Source organism: uncultured Maribacter sp. (assembly GCF_947500985.1).
Lineage (GTDB): Bacteria > Bacteroidota > Bacteroidia > Flavobacteriales > Flavobacteriaceae > Maribacter.
In genome coordinates, this window is the sequence record NZ_CANMTX010000003.1 from 111,288 (window position 1) to 129,797 (window position 18,510).

Annotated in this window: 21 protein-coding genes; 10 read left to right on the plus strand and 11 right to left on the minus strand. The window is 34.1% G+C overall.

The window, feature by feature from the left end; genetic code table 11:
• Window positions 1-121: 121 nt before the first annotated feature.
• Together Q0871_RS06875 and Q0871_RS06880 are read right to left on the minus strand one after the other, a co-directional pair.
• Complete coding sequence (locus Q0871_RS06875; protein WP_299320158.1) at window positions 122-358, minus strand: hypothetical protein; 237 nt, start codon at window positions 356-358, stop codon at window positions 122-124.
• A 351-nt stretch (window positions 359-709) separates the two neighbouring features.
• On the minus strand, window positions 710-1,399 hold the full coding sequence (locus Q0871_RS06880) for a peptidoglycan DD-metalloendopeptidase family protein (RefSeq protein WP_299320161.1): 690 nt from the start codon (window positions 1,397-1,399) through the stop codon (window positions 710-712).
• A gap of 101 nt (window positions 1,400-1,500) precedes the next feature.
• Here Q0871_RS06880 and msrA point away from each other — a divergent pair, with 101 nt between their 5' ends.
• Window positions 1,501-2,208, plus strand: coding sequence for a peptide-methionine (S)-S-oxide reductase MsrA (msrA, locus tag Q0871_RS06885; protein WP_299320164.1), 708 nt, complete (start codon window positions 1,501-1,503; stop codon window positions 2,206-2,208).
• Between the two features lie 215 nt (window positions 2,209-2,423).
• Entirely contained in the window at window positions 2,424-3,158 is a 735-nt protein-coding gene (locus tag Q0871_RS06890) for a sugar-binding protein (RefSeq protein WP_299320168.1), read from the plus strand.
• On the opposite strand, the gene Q0871_RS06895 is transcribed toward Q0871_RS06890, so the two are convergent.
• Genes Q0871_RS06895 through Q0871_RS06905 form a run of 3 tightly spaced genes read right to left on the minus strand, consistent with a single transcriptional unit; the run spans window position 3,159 to window position 5,689 of the window.
• A complete protein-coding gene (locus tag Q0871_RS06895) occupies window positions 3,159-4,604 on the minus strand; it encodes a hypothetical protein (protein ID WP_299320170.1) in 1,446 nt (481 codons plus the stop codon).
• A complete protein-coding gene (locus Q0871_RS06900) occupies window positions 4,576-5,160 on the minus strand; it encodes a hypothetical protein (RefSeq protein WP_299320172.1) in 585 nt (194 codons plus the stop codon). The genes Q0871_RS06895 and Q0871_RS06900 overlap by 29 nt, the downstream gene beginning before the upstream one ends.
• On the minus strand, window positions 5,144-5,689 hold the full coding sequence (locus tag Q0871_RS06905) for an RNA polymerase sigma factor (protein ID WP_299320175.1): 546 nt from the start codon (window positions 5,687-5,689) through the stop codon (window positions 5,144-5,146). Before Q0871_RS06905 ends, Q0871_RS06900 begins: the two co-directional genes overlap by 17 nt.
• Before the next feature lie 104 nt (window positions 5,690-5,793).
• Here Q0871_RS06905 and Q0871_RS06910 point away from each other — a divergent pair, with 104 nt between their 5' ends.
• The 4 genes from Q0871_RS06910 (at window position 5,794) to Q0871_RS06925 (ending at window position 9,690) form a co-directional block, all read left to right on the plus strand.
• Window positions 5,794-6,708 (plus strand): aldose epimerase family protein, encoded by a 915-nt coding sequence (locus tag Q0871_RS06910; protein WP_299320178.1) that lies wholly within the window; start codon window positions 5,794-5,796, stop codon window positions 6,706-6,708.
• Between the two features lie 84 nt (window positions 6,709-6,792).
• The gene (gene meaB, locus Q0871_RS06915) at window positions 6,793-7,782 is read left to right on the plus strand and encodes a methylmalonyl Co-A mutase-associated GTPase MeaB (protein ID WP_299320180.1); all 990 of its coding nucleotides are present in this window, start codon (window positions 6,793-6,795) and stop codon (window positions 7,780-7,782) included.
• An 83-nt stretch (window positions 7,783-7,865) separates the two neighbouring features.
• Window positions 7,866-8,825: a glycosyltransferase family 2 protein gene (locus Q0871_RS06920; RefSeq protein ID WP_299320182.1), complete on the plus strand. Its 960-nt coding sequence runs from the start codon at window positions 7,866-7,868 to the stop codon at window positions 8,823-8,825.
• Window positions 8,809-9,690 (plus strand): lysylphosphatidylglycerol synthase transmembrane domain-containing protein, encoded by an 882-nt coding sequence (locus Q0871_RS06925; RefSeq protein ID WP_299320186.1) that lies wholly within the window; start codon window positions 8,809-8,811, stop codon window positions 9,688-9,690. Before Q0871_RS06920 ends, Q0871_RS06925 begins: the two co-directional genes overlap by 17 nt.
• 15 nt (window positions 9,691-9,705) lie before the next feature.
• Here the strand turns inward: Q0871_RS06925 and Q0871_RS06930 are convergent, their stop codons facing one another.
• Genes Q0871_RS06930 through Q0871_RS06945 form a run of 4 tightly spaced genes read right to left on the minus strand, consistent with a single transcriptional unit; the run spans window position 9,706 to window position 13,589 of the window.
• A complete protein-coding gene (locus tag Q0871_RS06930) occupies window positions 9,706-11,364 on the minus strand; it encodes a glycosyltransferase family 39 protein (RefSeq protein WP_299320189.1) in 1,659 nt (552 codons plus the stop codon).
• Window positions 11,361-11,930 (minus strand): phosphatase PAP2 family protein, encoded by a 570-nt coding sequence (locus tag Q0871_RS06935; RefSeq protein WP_299320194.1) that lies wholly within the window; start codon window positions 11,928-11,930, stop codon window positions 11,361-11,363. The genes Q0871_RS06930 and Q0871_RS06935 overlap by 4 nt, the downstream gene beginning before the upstream one ends.
• A gap of 5 nt (window positions 11,931-11,935) precedes the next feature.
• Window positions 11,936-12,163 carry a hypothetical protein gene (locus Q0871_RS06940; protein WP_073243390.1) on the minus strand — a complete coding sequence of 76 codons (228 nt, stop codon included), beginning with the start codon at window positions 12,161-12,163 and terminating at the stop codon, window positions 11,936-11,938.
• Between the two features lie 58 nt (window positions 12,164-12,221).
• A complete protein-coding gene (locus tag Q0871_RS06945; protein WP_299320199.1) occupies window positions 12,222-13,589 on the minus strand; it encodes an MATE family efflux transporter in 1,368 nt (455 codons plus the stop codon).
• Between the two features lie 358 nt (window positions 13,590-13,947).
• Here Q0871_RS06945 and Q0871_RS06950 point away from each other — a divergent pair, with 358 nt between their 5' ends.
• Window positions 13,948-14,352 (plus strand): response regulator, encoded by a 405-nt coding sequence (locus Q0871_RS06950; RefSeq protein WP_299320204.1) that lies wholly within the window; start codon window positions 13,948-13,950, stop codon window positions 14,350-14,352.
• Window positions 14,353-14,354: 2 nt separating this feature from the next.
• On the opposite strand, the gene mazG is transcribed toward Q0871_RS06950, so the two are convergent.
• Window positions 14,355-15,131 carry a nucleoside triphosphate pyrophosphohydrolase gene (mazG, locus tag Q0871_RS06955; RefSeq protein ID WP_299320207.1) on the minus strand — a complete coding sequence of 259 codons (777 nt, stop codon included), beginning with the start codon at window positions 15,129-15,131 and terminating at the stop codon, window positions 14,355-14,357.
• 163 nt (window positions 15,132-15,294) lie between these two features.
• Between mazG and Q0871_RS06960 the strand changes: the two genes are divergently transcribed.
• Window positions 15,295-16,128 carry a sugar phosphate isomerase/epimerase gene (locus tag Q0871_RS06960; RefSeq protein WP_299320211.1) on the plus strand — a complete coding sequence of 278 codons (834 nt, stop codon included), beginning with the start codon at window positions 15,295-15,297 and terminating at the stop codon, window positions 16,126-16,128.
• 8 nt (window positions 16,129-16,136) lie between these two features.
• Complete coding sequence (locus tag Q0871_RS06965) at window positions 16,137-17,039, plus strand: SMP-30/gluconolactonase/LRE family protein (RefSeq protein ID WP_299320215.1); 903 nt, start codon at window positions 16,137-16,139, stop codon at window positions 17,037-17,039.
• 1 nt (window position 17,040) lies between these two features.
• On the opposite strand, the gene Q0871_RS06970 is transcribed toward Q0871_RS06965, so the two are convergent.
• A complete protein-coding gene (locus tag Q0871_RS06970) occupies window positions 17,041-17,505 on the minus strand; it encodes a hypothetical protein (RefSeq protein ID WP_299320219.1) in 465 nt (154 codons plus the stop codon).
• A gap of 232 nt (window positions 17,506-17,737) precedes the next feature.
• Between Q0871_RS06970 and Q0871_RS06975 the strand changes: the two genes are divergently transcribed.
• A complete protein-coding gene (locus Q0871_RS06975; protein ID WP_299321255.1) occupies window positions 17,738-18,499 on the plus strand; it encodes an MIP/aquaporin family protein in 762 nt (253 codons plus the stop codon).
• Window positions 18,500-18,510 lie beyond the last annotated feature (11 nt).

The following is an 18,510-nucleotide window of genomic DNA, read 5'->3' on the forward strand; positions in this document are numbered from 1 at the left end:
GAAAATACTTGTCATCAATCAATTCTCTAACTTCTGTTTTCTTTTTTCTTTTTTTAACAACTGATATGTACCATGTACTTAATGCTCTCTACCTTATACTTAATATTTATTTCAAAAAAAACTAAGCCATTTTAGGCTTGTTCGCTTTAGTTAAAAAGTTTAAATCTCTTTTGATTCTAGAATTTTTGAATTTGTATAATCTAGCTACTTCTGTAGTAGTGTTAGCTTCTACTTCATATGTTGTTTCAGTAACGATGCTCATCTCAATAGTTTCAACCTTTACTTCTTCAGTAGAGTTCTGTGCTTGAGCGGTGAAGCTTAAAAAGATGATGAAGATTGTTGCTATTATTGTTTTCATGACTTGCGTTTGTTACAATAATAGAACGCAGCAGGCCTTGTTTTACTAGGTGATGAATCGCTGAAAAACCCCTAATTCTCGTTACTTGACACAACTTCAGATAAAGTGTAAAATCACATCGATAAACGACAACACCTCTAAAAACACCTTACCGATAATTGATGTATTTAAACGAAACCAGAAGAGAAAGTACAAGCTCAAGTAATCAATTTCAATTTCAAAATATAGAAAAGAGAGTAAAGAATATAGATTTCAGTTGTTGGTTGTTGAAATAAAAAATCTATTCTATATATTCTCGTGACTAAATTTCAAATACTACATACTTCGTACTTTTTACCATACCCCATCTCTTCAAACTAATCCTAACTTTAATAGCACATTTGGATCAGGGCAGTTCTCTTTGTAAAAGGATAGCCGCCCTTCAGCACATACACCTGGGTAATCTCCTTCATTACCTTCTAAGTCGTGTATAATTTGAAAATGAAGATGTGGGGCATAGTTTACATTAATATCGGGTGTACCTAACATTGCGAGTATTTCTCCTGCTTTAAAGGTCCTTCCTATATATAGGTCTAATAAAGAATCTACTGCTAAGTGACCATATAAGGTATAAAAAGTGATATCATTAAAAAGATGTTCTAGAATAATGGTTGGTCCGTAATCACCAATAGTGGCATTATTTTTAAAACTATGAACCTTTCCGTCTAAAGGTACAATGACCTTTGTACCTGCATCACACCAAAAGTCAATTCCCAAATGAATATTTCGAACAGGTTTACTACTAGAGGTAAAACCTTCCTTATCATTATATAAGTTTCTTTGTTCTAAATATCCGCCGTAGGCAATAATACCTTGTTTACTTTTAAGCACATCATCTATATAAGATTGACAAACAGCATGATTTGTAATATCTAAATCAATCAAATCTTCATTGTATTTAGAAAGATTTAATGGCACATATACATCAGAAGAAATAGTGGCATCTAAAATACAGATGGTTTTTACAGCGTAAGATTCAAGGGTCTGTTGTAATGTATTCATTTCTCAAAAATATAATATCCTTTACTCTCGTTAACATTTTTTAACCCTTTTCCTCGTAAGGTCTTTGTAAATTACCTACAAATTGCTAAAAGAAAATTGTTATGAAATTATTACAAATCACTTTATTGACCTGCGCGACCTTAATTGCGACCAGTTGCCAATCTAAAGTCAAGAAAAATACTATTTCCGAAAACACAGAAATTGCAGAAACGGAACACGAAGAGATTGAGGAAGAGATAAAATTGAGTCCGCAACAATTAAGTAAATACGAAACTGCTTATTTCGCCAGCGGATGTTTTTGGTGTGTAGAGGCTATTTTTGAAAGTGTTAAAGGTGTAAAAGAAGTTGTTTCTGGTTATGCAGGCGGTGAACAAAAGAACCCGACATACGAAGAAGTAGGTTATGGCAAAACCGACCATGCAGAGGCTGTTGAAGTATATTATGACCCAAATGAAATTTCGTTCACCCAATTGGTTCAAGTATTCTTTGGTTCTCATGACCCAACCCAACTAAATAGACAAGGTCCGGATCGTGGAAGACAATATCGCTCAATTGCTTTTTATAAGAATGAAGAGCAAAAAAATATAATACAAGGTTATATACAAGCACTTACAGATAATAAAGTGTTCGATAATGATCCAATTACGACAGAAGTTGTACCTTATACTATATTTTACAAGGCAGAGTCGTATCATCAAGATTATGAAAAGAACAATCCTAACAACTCCTATATTAGAAACGTTTCTATACCGAGATTAAATAGATTTAAAGAGAACTTTGGAGATTATCTAAAGAAGAGTGCCCATTAAAAGATCTCCCATAATATTTTATATAAAAGCATCCTATCTAGGATGCTTTTTTTTGTGCAACAGACTGTACAATAATTACAAAGCACCACAGTTAACCTAAGAATAAGTAGTTTCTTTTTATTTTATTATATCTTGTCGCCACTTAAATAAGTACTATTAATCTTACATAACTTAAGAAAATGGTATTTTTAAACCATAGATTCCAAAGCACTATTATGAAATGGACTATTTACCTTTTACTTCTTTTAGGCGTTTTTTCATGCGCAGAAGTTAAGAACAAGAAAAATTCTCAAGCAACCCCAGTTTCTTATATTAAAGATGCCCCTACCCTAGATGGCAGAGCTATAGAAAACTATTGGAATTTATTAGATTGGAAACCTATTGATCAAAATTGGATTGGTGGTCCTTTTGATCACGATGATTATAATGGTAGATATAAAATTGCTTGGAACGAAGATGGACTATATCTTCTTTTAGAAATTGTTGACAATACTATTTTAGATAAGACTGAAGACCCCTTAAAACTTTGGTGGAACGATGATTGCGTGATTGTTTATGTAGATGAAGACAATTCTGGAGGGCAGCACCGCTTTAATCACAATGCATTTACCTATCATGTAGCCTTAGATGGCAATGTTGTCGATTTAGGTGTTGACAAAAAGCCGACATTATACAACGATCATATTATATCTAAACATCAAGCAGAAGGCAATACGACATATTGGGAAATGTTTGTAAAAGTGTACCCAGGCATATATAATGATGACCCGAATATAAAGCCTGCTGTACTTACCGAAAATAAGAAAATTGGTTTTGCTTTGGCTTATGCAGATAATGATAGTAGCGAGGAACGAGAGAACTTAATAGGCTCTGTATTTGTAGCAGGTGAGAATAAAAACAAGGGATGGATAGATGCCAATGTGTTTGGAACCTTGCAATTGGTAAAATAACTATTGCAGCACTACCTCACTATAATCTGATGTAATTATAATAGATCGATTACTATTATTTTTTAAGTGATGCCCTTTATGAATAGTTGTAGTTCCGTTTTTAGTTTTTACAATCTGTAAACCTGTTGGTAACTTCAATGTCGATGAATTACCTTTTACATAAATATTGGTAGCCACCTTTGGCATTGTTACCGTTAACTCTCCATTTCTTACGCTAATATCCAATTCTTCAAAGTCATTACCCATTTCAAGAATGTGCACTGCGCCAAAATCATTCTTTATAAAGGCATTTTTGAATAACTTATTGATAGTTACCTCAGACGAGGTAGCCTGTAATTGTAATTGAACCACCTCTAACAATGTTATTTCTTCTGAATATGAAGTACTTAACTGTCCGTAGTTCCATTTCTGAACAGTAACCGGAGAATATGAGGCAGAAACAGTAGTTTCTTCGCCATCTATAGTAACGGCCCAAAGGCTTGAATGCGAAAGCTTCGCATTCAAGTTTTTGGTATTCTCAGCTAATTTAACCTCACCATGGCGTACATCCATTTTTATTCTGGTTGACTTTGGTAAGCTAATTTTTATGGTCTTTTTGATTTTAAAATTCTTTTGCTCCCCTTCATTTGAAAAGTAAAATACATTGGGTACATCTGCTGCATTACCTCTAGAAGAGCTTATAAAAGTTCGAAGCTCATCTCTTTCGTTCTCTGCATGAGCACGTTTCTCTTCTAACTCTTCGCGACGTTGTTCGAAATTTTCATTGCGCTGTTCCATTAATTTCTCTCTTTCTTCCATTAATTTTTCACGTCTTCGCTCATACTTTTCGCGTTTTTCATTGCCTAAAGATTCTTTCACACTTTCTGCCCATTCTTGTAATCGTTTTTGATGTTTTTTATCAAAACTCTTCTCAAAATTCTTTTGCCATTTTTTCATGTACTTGTCACCATCCTTTTGATACTCTTCATAATCAAATGTATAGGCTTCGGTTAATGGTAATGGAGGCATTTCTGGAAAAGGAGCTATTTGAGGCACACTTACCACAAACGATGCTATCTCTGGAACCTCTATTCGCATACCACCATGATTAAAAATTTTTTCAGAATCAAAACTTGTGAAGAAATCATTGTTCTTAGATTTTGAAGATATTTTAATCTCTTTACTATTACCCAATATTTCAATAGGGCTATTCTTGAAGTAATTCTCTGCTTCTTCTTTTGTAGCTCCCTCAAGGGTGATGGTGGCTGTAATAACCACCTCATCCTTATCCCAAGTTTCAAATTCAATATCGGCATAACTGGTATTGATGTTTACTACAGCATCTTCTGCCACAATAAATCTTTCCTGAAATTTTTTACGCTCTTCTTGCGCCATAAGCGTTGAAGAAGCTAAAAGCCCTAATGCAATGATGAGTTGCTTAGATACTGTTGTCAATGATCTGTTCATTTTTTGATAATTTTAATTCGGTTAACTTTCTTTTTAGTTTTTGTAATAATTGTAATCGTAACTGTAAATTCTCTATCAGTGCTGTTATCGTTTGGTCATTCGGCCCTAGTTCTTTCAGTTCATTATTTAAAGATTTATATTCAAGGTTTAAATTATTGAGCTGTTCCATAAAACTATCAATCAACTCTTTAGTATCTGGGGAGACTTCTAGTTTTGCCAGTTCCATATTGATATTGGCTACATAATAGCTTTCTACCTTTTTCAAATCCGGAGAAAGATCCCCAAAAGTGAATTCAGATTTTTGTTCATCTGTAGTAGCATTATTAACCACAGTTGTCATGTTACTATCATTTTCATTGAAATACAAGAGCCCTAAACCAATACTTACAATTACCGCAACTGATGCTGCAATCTTCAACCAACTCTTATCGGTTTTCTTATGTACCGGTATTGATTCTTCTAACTTCTTTAAAAAGCGCTCTTCATGACCATGTTTAATAGTATGCTTTTGCTCTTTTCTATCCTTTTTGAACATTTCTCTAAGATCCTGTTCCATATTTTTTTCCTTTTAATAATTCTTTCAAATGGCCTTTTCCACGTGATAATCTTGTTCTGCAGGCAGATTCTGAAATATTCAACACTTCTGCTATTTCTTGATGGTCATAACCTTCAACCAAAAACATAAGCACTACGTATTTGTATTTATCCTGCAACTTATCAATGGCACTTTTAACCTGTTCAATACTAATAGCTGCCGGCACATTCCAATTATCATCTTCTGCAACAACTTGCATGTAACCTTCGTCTAACGAAACCTCTTTATCCCTTTTTGATTTAAGAAAATCGATACTCTTATTTACCACTATGCGTTTTAACCATGCACCAAAAGTTACATCACCACTAAACTGATGTATTTTTTGAAAAGCCTTAATAAACGACTCCTGTAAAACATCTTCTGCATCATCTCCATTTTTCACAAAACGCATTGCTACAATGTACATGCCGTCACAATACTTCCTATACAGCTGTATTTGTGCCGCACGGTCGTTTGCCTTACATTTCTCTACAATACTGCTTTGAAACATGAATTAATTAGATTGGTTTTGGTTTGTTGCTATAATAAGGACGATATAAAAAATAGAATGTTGCAAAAATTTTTATTTTTACACCACACTATTAAATATTTCCTTTGAAACAAGTTACAATTTCCAATGCCTATTTAACACTTATGGTGCTTGATTATGGCGCTACCATTCAAAAGTTACTTGTAAAAAGTGCAGATGGCGAGTACACCAATGTAGTAGTTGGGTACAACCACCCGAGTAGATATCGTTTAGATGATAATGTTTTAGGAGCCAGTGTAGGTAGATATGCAGGAAGGATTTCTAATGGAGGATTTGTGATCGACAGAGCTCGATATGATGTGTTTCAAGAAGATGGAGTTCACCTGCATGGCGGTAAAGAAGGTTTTCATCAAAAATATTGGATTATAGATGAAGTAGACCAAAGCGATAAACCTTTCGTAAAATTGAGCTATACCAGCAAACATTTAGAGGAAGGCTACCCAGGAAATTTATCAGTTACCGTTACCTATAAATTAATGGATAACGCATTACAAATTATTTATGAGGGAATAACGGATAGAAGTACGGTTATTAACCTTACCAATCATTCGTATTTTAAATTAGATGGCAACCCTTATATTGATGAATATGAATTACAATTAAATTGCCCTTATAGATTAGAAACCAAAGAAAACTTATTACCTACAGGCGATATTATGCCGATTCGTAAAACGAAATACGATTTTCTTCTACCTAGAAAAATAGGTGTACAAAGGTTAAATACAATTTTTATTAAGGATATTGGTAATGAGAAAGTTGCAGAAATACAATCAAAGACATCTGGTATAAACATGAAAGTGTATACCAACCAACCTGCTTTGGTAGTATATACTCCGTCAGATTTTCCGGGAATTTGTTTTGAGGCACAGAACTACCCAGACGCACCTAATCAGCCAGATTTTCCTAAAAGCCTCTTAAGACCTGGCGATATCTATAATAACATATCTATCTTTAAATTCGATATTGTTAATCCTAGCTAATTAGAGCATGAAACGCTACTAAAATTATAGTTCGTATTTACAAATAGTACCTTTATACCACTTGCAGTTATATAAGTAGTTAGAATGAATTTAGCCAATCTTAAAACATCAGAATTTCTTGAAGGTATCTATGCCAATAATGTTGCCATAGTAAGCAAGGCTATAACCATAGTAGAAAGTACTAAACCAGAGCACCGTATAATCGCTAATGAAATAATTGCCGGTTGTATTTCAAAAAAGCATGATTCTATAAGAATTGGAATAACCGGGGTGCCAGGCGCTGGTAAAAGCACATTTATAGAACAATTTGGTGGCATACTAACCAAATTGGGCACAAAAGTAGCCGTACTTACCGTAGACCCTTCTAGCAGTAGAACAAAAGGTAGCATTCTTGGCGACAAAACTCGTATGGAAGAGTTGGTTAAAAACCCCAATGCATACATAAGACCTTCAGCTTCTGGTTCTTCATTAGGTGGTGTTACCCGTAAAACAAGAGAGAGCATCGTCATATTAGAAGCGGCAGGTTTCAACTGTATTTTAATCGAAACTATTGGCGTTGGACAAAGTGAAACTGCTGTTCACGATATGGTAGATTTCTTTCTATTATTAAAATTAGCAGGTGCTGGCGATGAGTTACAGGGCATAAAAAGAGGAATCATTGAAATGGCTGATGCAATTGTTATTACAAAAGCAGACGGAGATAATTTAAAACGAACAGATTTTGCTAGAATGGAATTCACCCGCGCATTACATATGTTTCCGCCAAAGGAAAATGGTTGGACTCCCGAAGTTTTAACCTGTTCTGCAATTGAAAATAGAGGTTTAGACGAAATTTGGCAGATGATCGACTCTTATTGTAAAAAAATGAAGGAATCGGGATATTTTGCTTCTAACAGACAACAGCAAAATGAAAATTGGTTAATTCAATATTTAGAACAAGAACTATTAACTGAATTCTACCAACATCCAAAGACCAAAGAAATGCTACCACAATTAAAAAAAGAAGTTATTAGCGGTAATATCTCTCCTTTTTTAGCTGCAGAAAAGCTCTTAAAGGCTATAAAAAAGCACTAAACCCTTTATAATGTAACTACCGTTCATGTACATTATCTTAAGGATAAAAAACATAACTTTGCACCTATTCAAAAAACAACCCAATGCAACCTGTTACCACTTCCCTACTTTCGGTAGTTGTTCCTTTATATAACGAACAAGACAATGCGGCTCTTTTAACACAAAAGATACACGAAAGCTTGGTTGGCTACGATTATCAAATTATTTACATAGATGATTTTTCAACCGACAACACCAAAAAAGTAGTAAAAGGTCTTAAAGATGAGAAGGTTCATTTAATAGAATTGAAGAAAAATTACGGGCAGAGTTTAGCCTTGGCTGCAGGTCTTGATTATGCAGAAGGAGAGTATATTATTACAATGGATGGTGATTTACAAAACGATCCGTCTGATATACCTCAAATGCTGACTTATGCCGTTAGTGGTGAATATGATGTTGTCACGGGTATTCGACAAAAACGAAAAGATTCTCTTGTTAAAAAAATACCCTCTAAAATTGCTAATTTTCTGGTACGCCGTGTTACCAAATTAGATATTAAAGACAATGGCTGTGCCTTAAAAGTATTTACTAGGGATATAGCCAAAGACTTAAATCTATACGGTGAAATGCACAGGTTTATTACCCTATTGGCATTTCTTGAAGGTGGTCAAATAAAGCAAGTACCTGTAAAGCACCATGCACGTCATGCAGGGGTTTCTAAATACGGACTTGAGCGTGTTTTTAAAGTAGTTGCAGATATGATGCTATTACTTTTTATTCGTAAATACTTTCAACGTCCAATTCACCTATTCGGTATCTCTGGTTTTTTAATGATTATGGCAGGTGTATTCATTAACGTTTATCTAATGATTGTAAAGTTAGGTTTTGGGGAAGATATTGGCACAAGACCTTTATTGACGGTAGGTATGATGTTCATTTTTGCTGGCATTCAATTATTTACAATAGGTATTGTAATGGAGTTATTAATACGAACTTATTATGAATCTCAGAACAAAAGACCATACCGCATTAAAAAAGTAAGTGTAGGTGACGAAGTTAAATAAGAAAGTAACCACCGGATTAAAAGTACTGATCAGTGCCGTTTTAATTTATTTCATTTTTACTAAAATAAATGTAAGTGAGATAAAAGACATACTGATTAAGAGTAATCCGCTTTACTTAATCTTAGCGGCCATATTCTTTATATTTTCTAAGTTCATTGGGGCAATACGCCTAAATCTATATTTTCATAGGCTTAATATCATGCTTACAAATACAAGCAATTTTAAGCTATACCTTTTGGGTATGTTCTACAACCTGTTCTTACCTGGTGGTATTGGCGGCGATGCTTACAAAGGCTATATTCTAAAGAAAACCTTTGATGTCAAAACTAAAAGAATGGTGAGTGTGTTAGTCTTAGATCGTCTGGGCGGACTATTATTACTATTCATATACGCCTGTGGGCTATTGGCTTTTCATAATGCTGAAATTTTAGATGGATATCGTTGGATCTTCCTTTCAGCTATACCAATATCAGTTATCGTATTCTGGTTATTGAATAAGAAGTTTTTTAATTATGTGTTGCCTATATTTTGGAAAACAACAGCATTATCTGCTTTGGTACAATTGGCACAATTAATTTGTATTTGGTTTATTCTACTTGCCCTGAATATTGAATTGAATCAAATTTCATATCTCATTATTTTCTTGATTTCATCAATTGTAGCGGTAGTACCGTTAACATTAGGAGGCATAGGCAGCCGTGAAGTAACCTTCTTCTATGGCGCAAAACTATTGGGACTAGACCAAAATATATCTGTTGGCGTAAGTGTACTTTTCTTCTTAATTACGGCAATAGTATCATTTATAGGCGTATGGTACCACTTTAAAAAAATTAAATTGGAATTGGCAGATACTTCAATCAAATAAACCAATTCATCACCTTTAATAAATATGCAGCAAGTGCATTTTACGCGTTACTTTCTTACGTGTATTCGGGTTTAAGAATTTGCCTTGCAAACGTGTTATTCTAAATTGATCAACAGAGAATTGAGAATCCCAATCAAAGCCTTTTTCTTCTAGCGTGGCCATTTCATCATCATTCACATATACCCAAATATCTTTCTTGCTTTTTAAGACCTCTGGTGTAGTAATTTGAACAGGAAATTGATTATAAAAGTCTAAAGACCACGTATGATCTTTACCAACTTTATAAATTCGATCTACAGGAATATCTTTTTCAGCAATGACCTTAGACATAGAAGACCCACCTTGGTAGTCCAATAAATTCGGATAAAAATGTAAGTTCAAAACGGCATTTAAAAATAATGATGCACAAACCGAAATCGTAACCAACTTCATATAAACTCCTTCCCTTTTTAAGGCATAATAAATAATTAATATTGCCGCTCCAATTAAAAACACATATGCTACAACACTTCTCAACTTGAAGACATAAAAACATATTAATGCTGAAGCGATAAATACAATACTAAGCACAAAGTATTGCCCTATCATTAAATACTTCAGCGTTTTTTCTTTGTTTTCCGTGTATAAATTATAGATATAAGCAGCGGTTATAACTGCAAATAATGGAATAGTAATGTTCAAATAATGTGGCAATTTGAACTGGGCAAAGCTGATAATAATAAAAATCAAAGTGATACCGCCAACGGTTAAAAACTCAGAGCCCTGTACAAACTTAAATTTCTGATTGACAAAAACCTTTATCTTATGATAGAATGCCGTAATACCTAAAATTGTCCAAGGAAGAAAAACCCATAAGAATGTATGAAAAAAGAAAAAGTAATCGCTACTATTTTTACCAATACCTTCGCCGCTTAAACGTTCAAAACTCTGTTCCCAAAAAATAAAGAATATACCACTACGATGGTCTTTGCCACGTATCACTTTTTCAGGATGCAAATCAAATTGCAAATAATAAGCATATAACATTGGTGTTATAGTCACTGCAAATACTAATAACGCCAATAGCACTTTCCAGCTTAAAAACGCTTTCCATTTACCGGTATAAAATAAATGACAAAGTATGGGCAATCCTATTACCAAAAGAGCGATTTGCCCTTTGGTAGAGAACGCAATACCTGCTGCAAAAGCACCAATTACTATTGCAGACACACTGCCTTTCTCTATATATTTTGCCAGTTGCCAAATTGCTAAAATACTGAAGCCTGTTAACACAGCATCTGTACGAACATCAATAGCACCCAAAACAATAGTCTGCGCAGTCATAAAAACCAAGGCAGCTAGTTTACCAACATGTTTATTATAAAGTAAACTACCCAGACCATAACAACTATAAGCAGCCAATAAGGTGGCTAATATGCCTGGAATTCGATAAGACCAATCATGAATACCAAAAATTTTATATGATAAGGCTGCTAGCCAGTAATGCATATGCGGCTTATCTAAATACTCTTCAGGACCTTTAAAGAGGCTGAAAAAATCATTCTCTTGCACCATTCTCATTGCCATTACAGAAAACTGTGCAGAATCATTTTCGAACAACGTCACAAACATACCTGCAACGTATACCACGAAAATTAAAAGAATTAAAAACCAGTACCTTAAATTAGATATCATAGGGAGAATTTGCGAAGTGCAAATATAAATAACTTTACAAACAACCAGCCGAATAGCGAGCCTATTGCAGCACCGGTAATAATATCAAGTGGAAAATGAACTCCAATATACACGCGGCTAAATGCTACCAAGGCTGCCCACAGTACTAAGAAGACCCCTAAATACTTAATGCTAGATTTTAAAATACTACCAAAAAACACTGCTATTGCAAATGAGTTTGACGCATGGGCCGAAAAATAACCGAATTTACCGCCGCAGTAACTTTTTACTAAACGCATGTATGGTTCAACCTCTTGGTCATGGCAAGGTCGTAATCGAGCAACACCGTACTTAAAAAAATTACCTAATTGATCTGTAACTGTTATTAAAAGACCAATAGAAACTAAGAGTACCATGGTTTTCTTACCTCCATATTTCTGAAACGAAAGTATCAGCAAGAATATATATAGAGGTACGGCACTCAGTTTGTTGGTGATGAACTGAAAAAAAGTATCCCATTTTGGTGTACCCAATCCGTTGAGGTATAAAAAAAACTCTTTATCTAGTTGTAAAAGCTCTTCAAGCATAATTATTAATCTTCGTATCTAGACACTTCTCGATCATAAAATGCCGTCGCATCTTTAATTAAGTTTTCAGCTTCTTCTTCCAATTCTTTTTCATCTTCCTTAGAGAATTCTTCAAGCCATTCTACCTCATCATCTTCTAGGTTGATTATAAACCTTGGAAACTCGGTGTGTACTACAAATATTGCTGTAGGGTAATCTGTATTATCACCCAATAAAAATTTCGGAAATTCCATAAAAAATTATAATCTATAAGTTGAAATATAATTGTTGTTAACGACCATAAATAGATCGTTATGCGGTAATTAATTTTTTAGTTAAATAATTAAATCGAAGATACAACATAATAGCCGATGCCGTTAGTCCGGTCAGTAACCCAATCCAAATTCCGGTACTCTTTAAATCTGTATGAAGACATAAATAATAACTTACAGGGAAACCGATTAACCAATACGAAATAAACGTTATTACAGTAGGTATTTTTACATCTTGCAACCCACGTAAAGCACCCAAAACAACTACCTGAACTCCGTCTGATATTTGAAAGAAAGCTGCAACCAATAATAGTTCTGCGGCGATGACCAATACCTCTGTATTATCGGTAAAATTAGTCATGTCTTCTATATCTAAATATAACGACGGAAACCAATGCCTACCGATTAAGAAAAGTGCGGCAAAAATAATTTCGAGTAAGAAAGTTAATAAGAATATTGACTGAGCTATTCGTCGTAGCTCTTTAAAGTTTGATAATCCTTTTTGATTACCAACCCTAATCATAGCAGTAACACCAAGACCCATACCGAACATAAAGGTCATACTACTCAAGTTAAGCGCTATCTGGTTGGCTGCTTGGGCATTTTTACCAAGAACACCACTTAACCAAACTGCCGATGTAAAAATACCAACCTCAAAAAACATCTGTAAAGAAGAAGGAAAACCTAATTCTATAATCTTTTTCATCACCGTTTTTTCAACTTTTGCAAAATTGAACCCGGTTACGTAATACTTGAATTTTTCTTTTGTTTTTAAAATAAACCAAAGATAAAGTACCATGAAAACTCTAGAAATCAAAGTACCAATAGCAGCACCAACTATACCCATTTCTGGAAATCCAAAATTACCAAAAATCAACAGGTAGTTTAAAACAATATTAATAACGTTAGCAACGATAGTTGCATACATTGGGTATTTGGTCTGAGACAAGCCTTCGGAAAACTGTTTGAAAGCTTGAAAAATTATTAGAGGTACTAATGAGAAAGCTACCAAATCTAAATATGGCAATGCTAAGTCAACTACCTCAATAGGTTGCTTCATTGCATACATGATAGGTTTCGCCAATAAAATAAGTCCAAATAATGTCAACCCTAAAACGGTACATAGTAATAACCCGTGTTTTAAAGCACTTTTAGCATTCTCTTTGAGTCCCGCCCCATCAGCCTCGGCAACTAAAGGTGTAATTGCAGTAGAAAAACCAATACCTAAAGACATGGCAATAAAAACAAAACTGTTACCTAGCGATACAGCAGCCAATTCTGCAGTACCTAATTGCCCCACCATAATATTATCTGCCAATTGCACAAAGGTGTGGCCCAACATTCCTAAAATAACAGGAACTGAAAGCTTAATATTATAACGAAATTCTTTGGTGTAATTCTGTAGCAAAACCTAAACTAAAATTTTTGGCAAAGGTACCGTTAATTGAACAATTAACATTCGCTAAACTAAGGTTATATAATCAGTAATATGATGTAACATATATAAACTTAACTAAAGTAATTTGAGCAAAGTTTAGCGATAAAACAAAAGCTTTTATAAAAAAATATTGATTAAAAAATAAGCGAAATAGCAACATTAGAATACTACAAATCAATACTATAACAAACAAATTAGAACAATAACACACATATATTAAACCTATTTACACTTGTAAATTGTTCATCGAAACATTTTACGGATACTATTTTACTAAAACCGGCCGTTATTAATACAAACACACCAAGTACCATTAATTACAAGTATTATGAACCAAAAACCGTTGGTTTGGATTATCGACGATGACGATATATCCAAATATGTAATGAAACGATATCTTAATCAATTGTCAATTACCAAAATTATAGATTTTCCAGATTCAGTGCAACCATTAAAGCTGATTCAGGATACGTATAATTCTTTAGACGAATTACCAGATATAATTTTCCTCGATTTACATATGCCGATTTTAAACGGTTTTGATTTTGTTAAGGATTTTCAAACGGTAGCTACTAAAATTGATAAGGAAATAAAAATTATTATATTAACGTCTTCAATAAATGGCGAAGATGTGGATCAAGCCAAAACCTATCCAGAAATAACAGACTATTTTATAAAACCAATTAAACATAGAGATTTGGCAAGAATTATGAACATTGAACTAAAGAAATAAAATTACTCTTTAGTTTTTGCTTCATTCCAATACACATCCATTTCTTCTAAAGACATATCATTAATTGACTTACCGATTTCTTTTGCTTTGATTTCAAGGTATTGAAAACGTTTTATAAATTTTTTATTGGTTCGCTCCAGCGCGTTTTCGGGGTTGACACCTAGAAATCTAGCATAATTAATCATAGAAAAAAGTACGTCGCCGAATTCCGCCACAATTTTTTCGATATCACCGGCCTCTACTTCTACTTGAAGTTCACCAAGCTCTTCTTGCACTTTATCAAAAACCTGTTGTGGTTCTTCCCAATCAAAACCAACACCAGAAACTTTATCTTGAATTCGATTAGCTTTCACCAATGCAGGTAAACTTTTTGGCACTCCCTCGAGAACACTTTTCTTACCTTCTTTTAACTTGATCTGTTCCCAATTTCTTTTTACATCTTCTGCATCAATAACTTTTACATCACCATAAATGTGCGGATGCCTATTCACTAACTTGTCACAAATAGCATTTGCCACATCAGCAATATCAAAATCATTGGTTTCTGATCCTATTTTTGAATAGAAAATAATATGAAGAAGCACATCACCCAATTCCATCTTAACCTCATTAAGGTCATTATCTAAAATTGCATCGCCTAATTCGTACGTTTCTTCAATGGTAAGGTGCCTTAACGATTGCATCGTCTGCTTTTTATCCCAAGGGCATTGCTCTCGCAACTCATCCATAATGGTCAATAGCCTATCTAACGCCTCCAATTGTTCTTTCCTACTATTCATGCCTAATATTTTTACAAAAATACACAACCACTAATTGCCTCACTAAAAATGCTGTTTAGTTTTCGTACATTTAAAATCACAATCTTATTTAAGACTATCGGCATTACTCAAGCTAATTTTAGGTAGCTTAAAAAATCAAACCACAACATTATACATCATACCAATGAATGCAAGACGAAAATTCATAAAAAATGCCGGTCTATTAAGTGCTTCCACAGTTTTACTACCACAATTAACTATGGCAACTACTAGAAATTCAAGCTATGGCGTTCAGTTATATACCTTTAGAGACGACATGCTTGCCGACCCTATGAAAACGTTAGAGAAAATTGCTAGTCTAGGAATTAAAGAAATCGAAAGTGCCGCATCATCTAAAGGGTATTATTACGGATTAACGCCTGCTCAAATGGGTGAAACTTGTAAAGCATTAGGTATGTCTCTCACCAGTGGTCATGTACATTTAGATGATAAATTTGAGCAAACCATGTCAGATGCCGTTGCTTCTGGTCAAGAATATTTAATATGCTCATCAATGCCATCTGACGGGCAAACGACAGATAATTACAAAAAAGTAGCGGAGCAATTTAATATGGCTGGCGAAGCTTGTAGAAAACAAGGTTTAAAATTTGGATATCACAACCACGAGTACGAATTTGAGTCTGAAAACGGAGAAGTACTTTATGATGTACTTATGGATCATACCCAAAAAGAATTAGTGCATATGGAACTAGATTTAGGCTGGGTAGTAGTTGCTGGAAAAGACCCTTTACATTACTTCAAGAAATACCCAGGCAGATTTCCGCTTTGGCATTTAAAAGATATGAATATGCATGAAAAAATAAGTACAGAATTTGGAAAAGGTATTCTTGATATTCCGTTAATGCTCGAAATGAAACAACTCTCAGGGGCTCAAGATATTTATATAGAACAAGAAGAATATGCAAGTACACCTTTTGATAGCATGATGCATAATATGAACTACTTAAAGAACTTATAACCGCATATATGAAATTTTATAACCGATTAATATTCACTTCTCTACTTTTGACAGTAATAGTTTCTTGCAAATCTCAGCAGAAGGCACTGGTAACCGATGGGGCTAAACTTTTACAGGTTGCTAATAATTTCAGCTTCACAGAAGGTCCGGCTTCAGATAAAAATGGTAATGTATATTTTACCGATCAGCCGAATAATAAGATACTAAAATGGAACCAAGCCAACAATTCTATAAGTACTTTTATGGAATCATCAGGTAGGGCGAATGGATTGTATTTTGACAATAATGAAAATTTATTGGCCGCTGCCGACGATAAAAATGAATTATGGCGAATTCGTAAAACAGGTGAAATTGACACCCTAATTACCGATTTTGAAGGTAAAAAACTTAATGGTCCTAATGATATTTGGGTTGATACAAAAGGTGGAATATATTTTACAGACCCCTATTACCAAAGAGAATACTGGACAAAAACCGAAGCTGATATTAAAGAAAAAAATGTCTACTATATTTCACCAGATTTAAAAAGCATTTCAATAGTAGCAAAAGGGCTAGCACAACCTAATGGAATAATTGGCACTCCAGATGGCAAAACACTTTATGTTGCAGATATAGGTAACAAAAAAACTTACTCCTACTCCATTCAAGAAGATGCTACTTTAAATAACCGCAAACTTTTTACAGATATGGGTTCAGATGGTATGACGATTGACAACCTAGGTAATATCTATTTAACAGGTGAAGGTGTTACCATTTTCAATTCAAAAGGTGAACAGTTAAAGAATATACCAATCAATGAAAACTGGACAGCCAATGTTACCTTTGGTGGTGAAAATCAAGATGTTTTATTTATAACTGCAATGGGGTCAGTCTACACTTTACAAATGAATGTACATGGTGTTAGATATTAGCTTATTGCTTTATAAATTTTCTATTTAACACACCCGGTAAATCTTCATTTATACCTTCAGTTAAAACAGATGATTTAAAAACCATGGTATTGAAATTAGTTGTATTCAAATCAAGAACACTACTTTGAAAAGTCCATTTACCGGTGAAGTTATTTGTTCTACCACAACGAATAGCATAAAAATCGCCGGTTACACTGGTAACATCTAGCGCTACTAATTCAAGATCCCAAGTACCGTCAACATTAACTTCTAACGTGCCGTCTAAGCAGTCGAGCTCATCAAACATATTATTCGAAGCAGTACCATCTTCATCAACATCTTGGGCGACACTCACATTTATTTCGGTCAATCTATACGTACCTATAACCAAGGTACTATCGTCACTTGCAGTAGCATCATCATTAGGTGAGCAACTAACAAAAAGTAGCACTAAACAAATTAAAAGAAAATAGATATATTTTTTCATGAGAATATTAAAAATGGTTAATCCTTCATTGAAGGTAGGTAAAACAATTTATAACATGTCGTTAGCATTACGCATCCGATTATCAAAAAATATTGAAAATATAGATTTTTTCTTGAAAATTTTTGAATATAAATTCTTTAGGCATTTCATTAGAATATACACAATTATATAGTTAAAATTATCAAATACTCAACAAAGGGTTTTAATTCTTAAAAATTCCTTGATTTTATTTATCTTAAACCACTTAAAATCCAACCAAACTATGATTACGTATATTTTTGAATTTATTGGCACTGCAATGTTAATTCTTATAGGAAATGGAATTGTTGCTAACCTTGTATTAAAAGGGACGAAAGGAGCAGATGCCGGTTGGACGGGAATTTCTCTTGCATGGGGAATTGCAGTATTTATTGGAGTATTTATTTCTGCCGATGCTAGTGGCGCCCACCTTAACCCTGCCGTAACCATTGGACTTGCAGTAGCAGGAAAATTTTCATGGGCATTGGCACCTGGTTATATTGTAGCCCAAATTTTAGGCGCTATGATGGGTAACCTTTTAGTATGGCTTACTTATAAAAAACAATACGAAGCAACCGAAGATACCGATGCAATTTTAGCCACCTTCTCCACTTCACCAGCTATTAAGAGTCCGTTTTGGAATTTGATAACCGAAATTATTGGAGCCTTCGTCCTTGTATTCAGTGTATTTTATATTGCCGGTGGCACTATGGGTGACAGTGCAATTTCACTAGGATCATTAGACGCCTTACCAGTTGCACTATTGGTAATGGGTATTGGTTTTGGCTTAGGTGGGCCAACGGGTTACGCCATTAACCCTGCACGTGATTTCGGTCCGCGTTTACTACATTCTATTCTTCCTATAAAAAATAAAGGAAATAGTAATTGGGGTTACGCATGGGTACCAATTGTAGGACCAATAATTGGCGGAGTTTTAGCTGCCTTAGTATTTATGCTCATTAAAACCATTCAATAAAATTCACAACT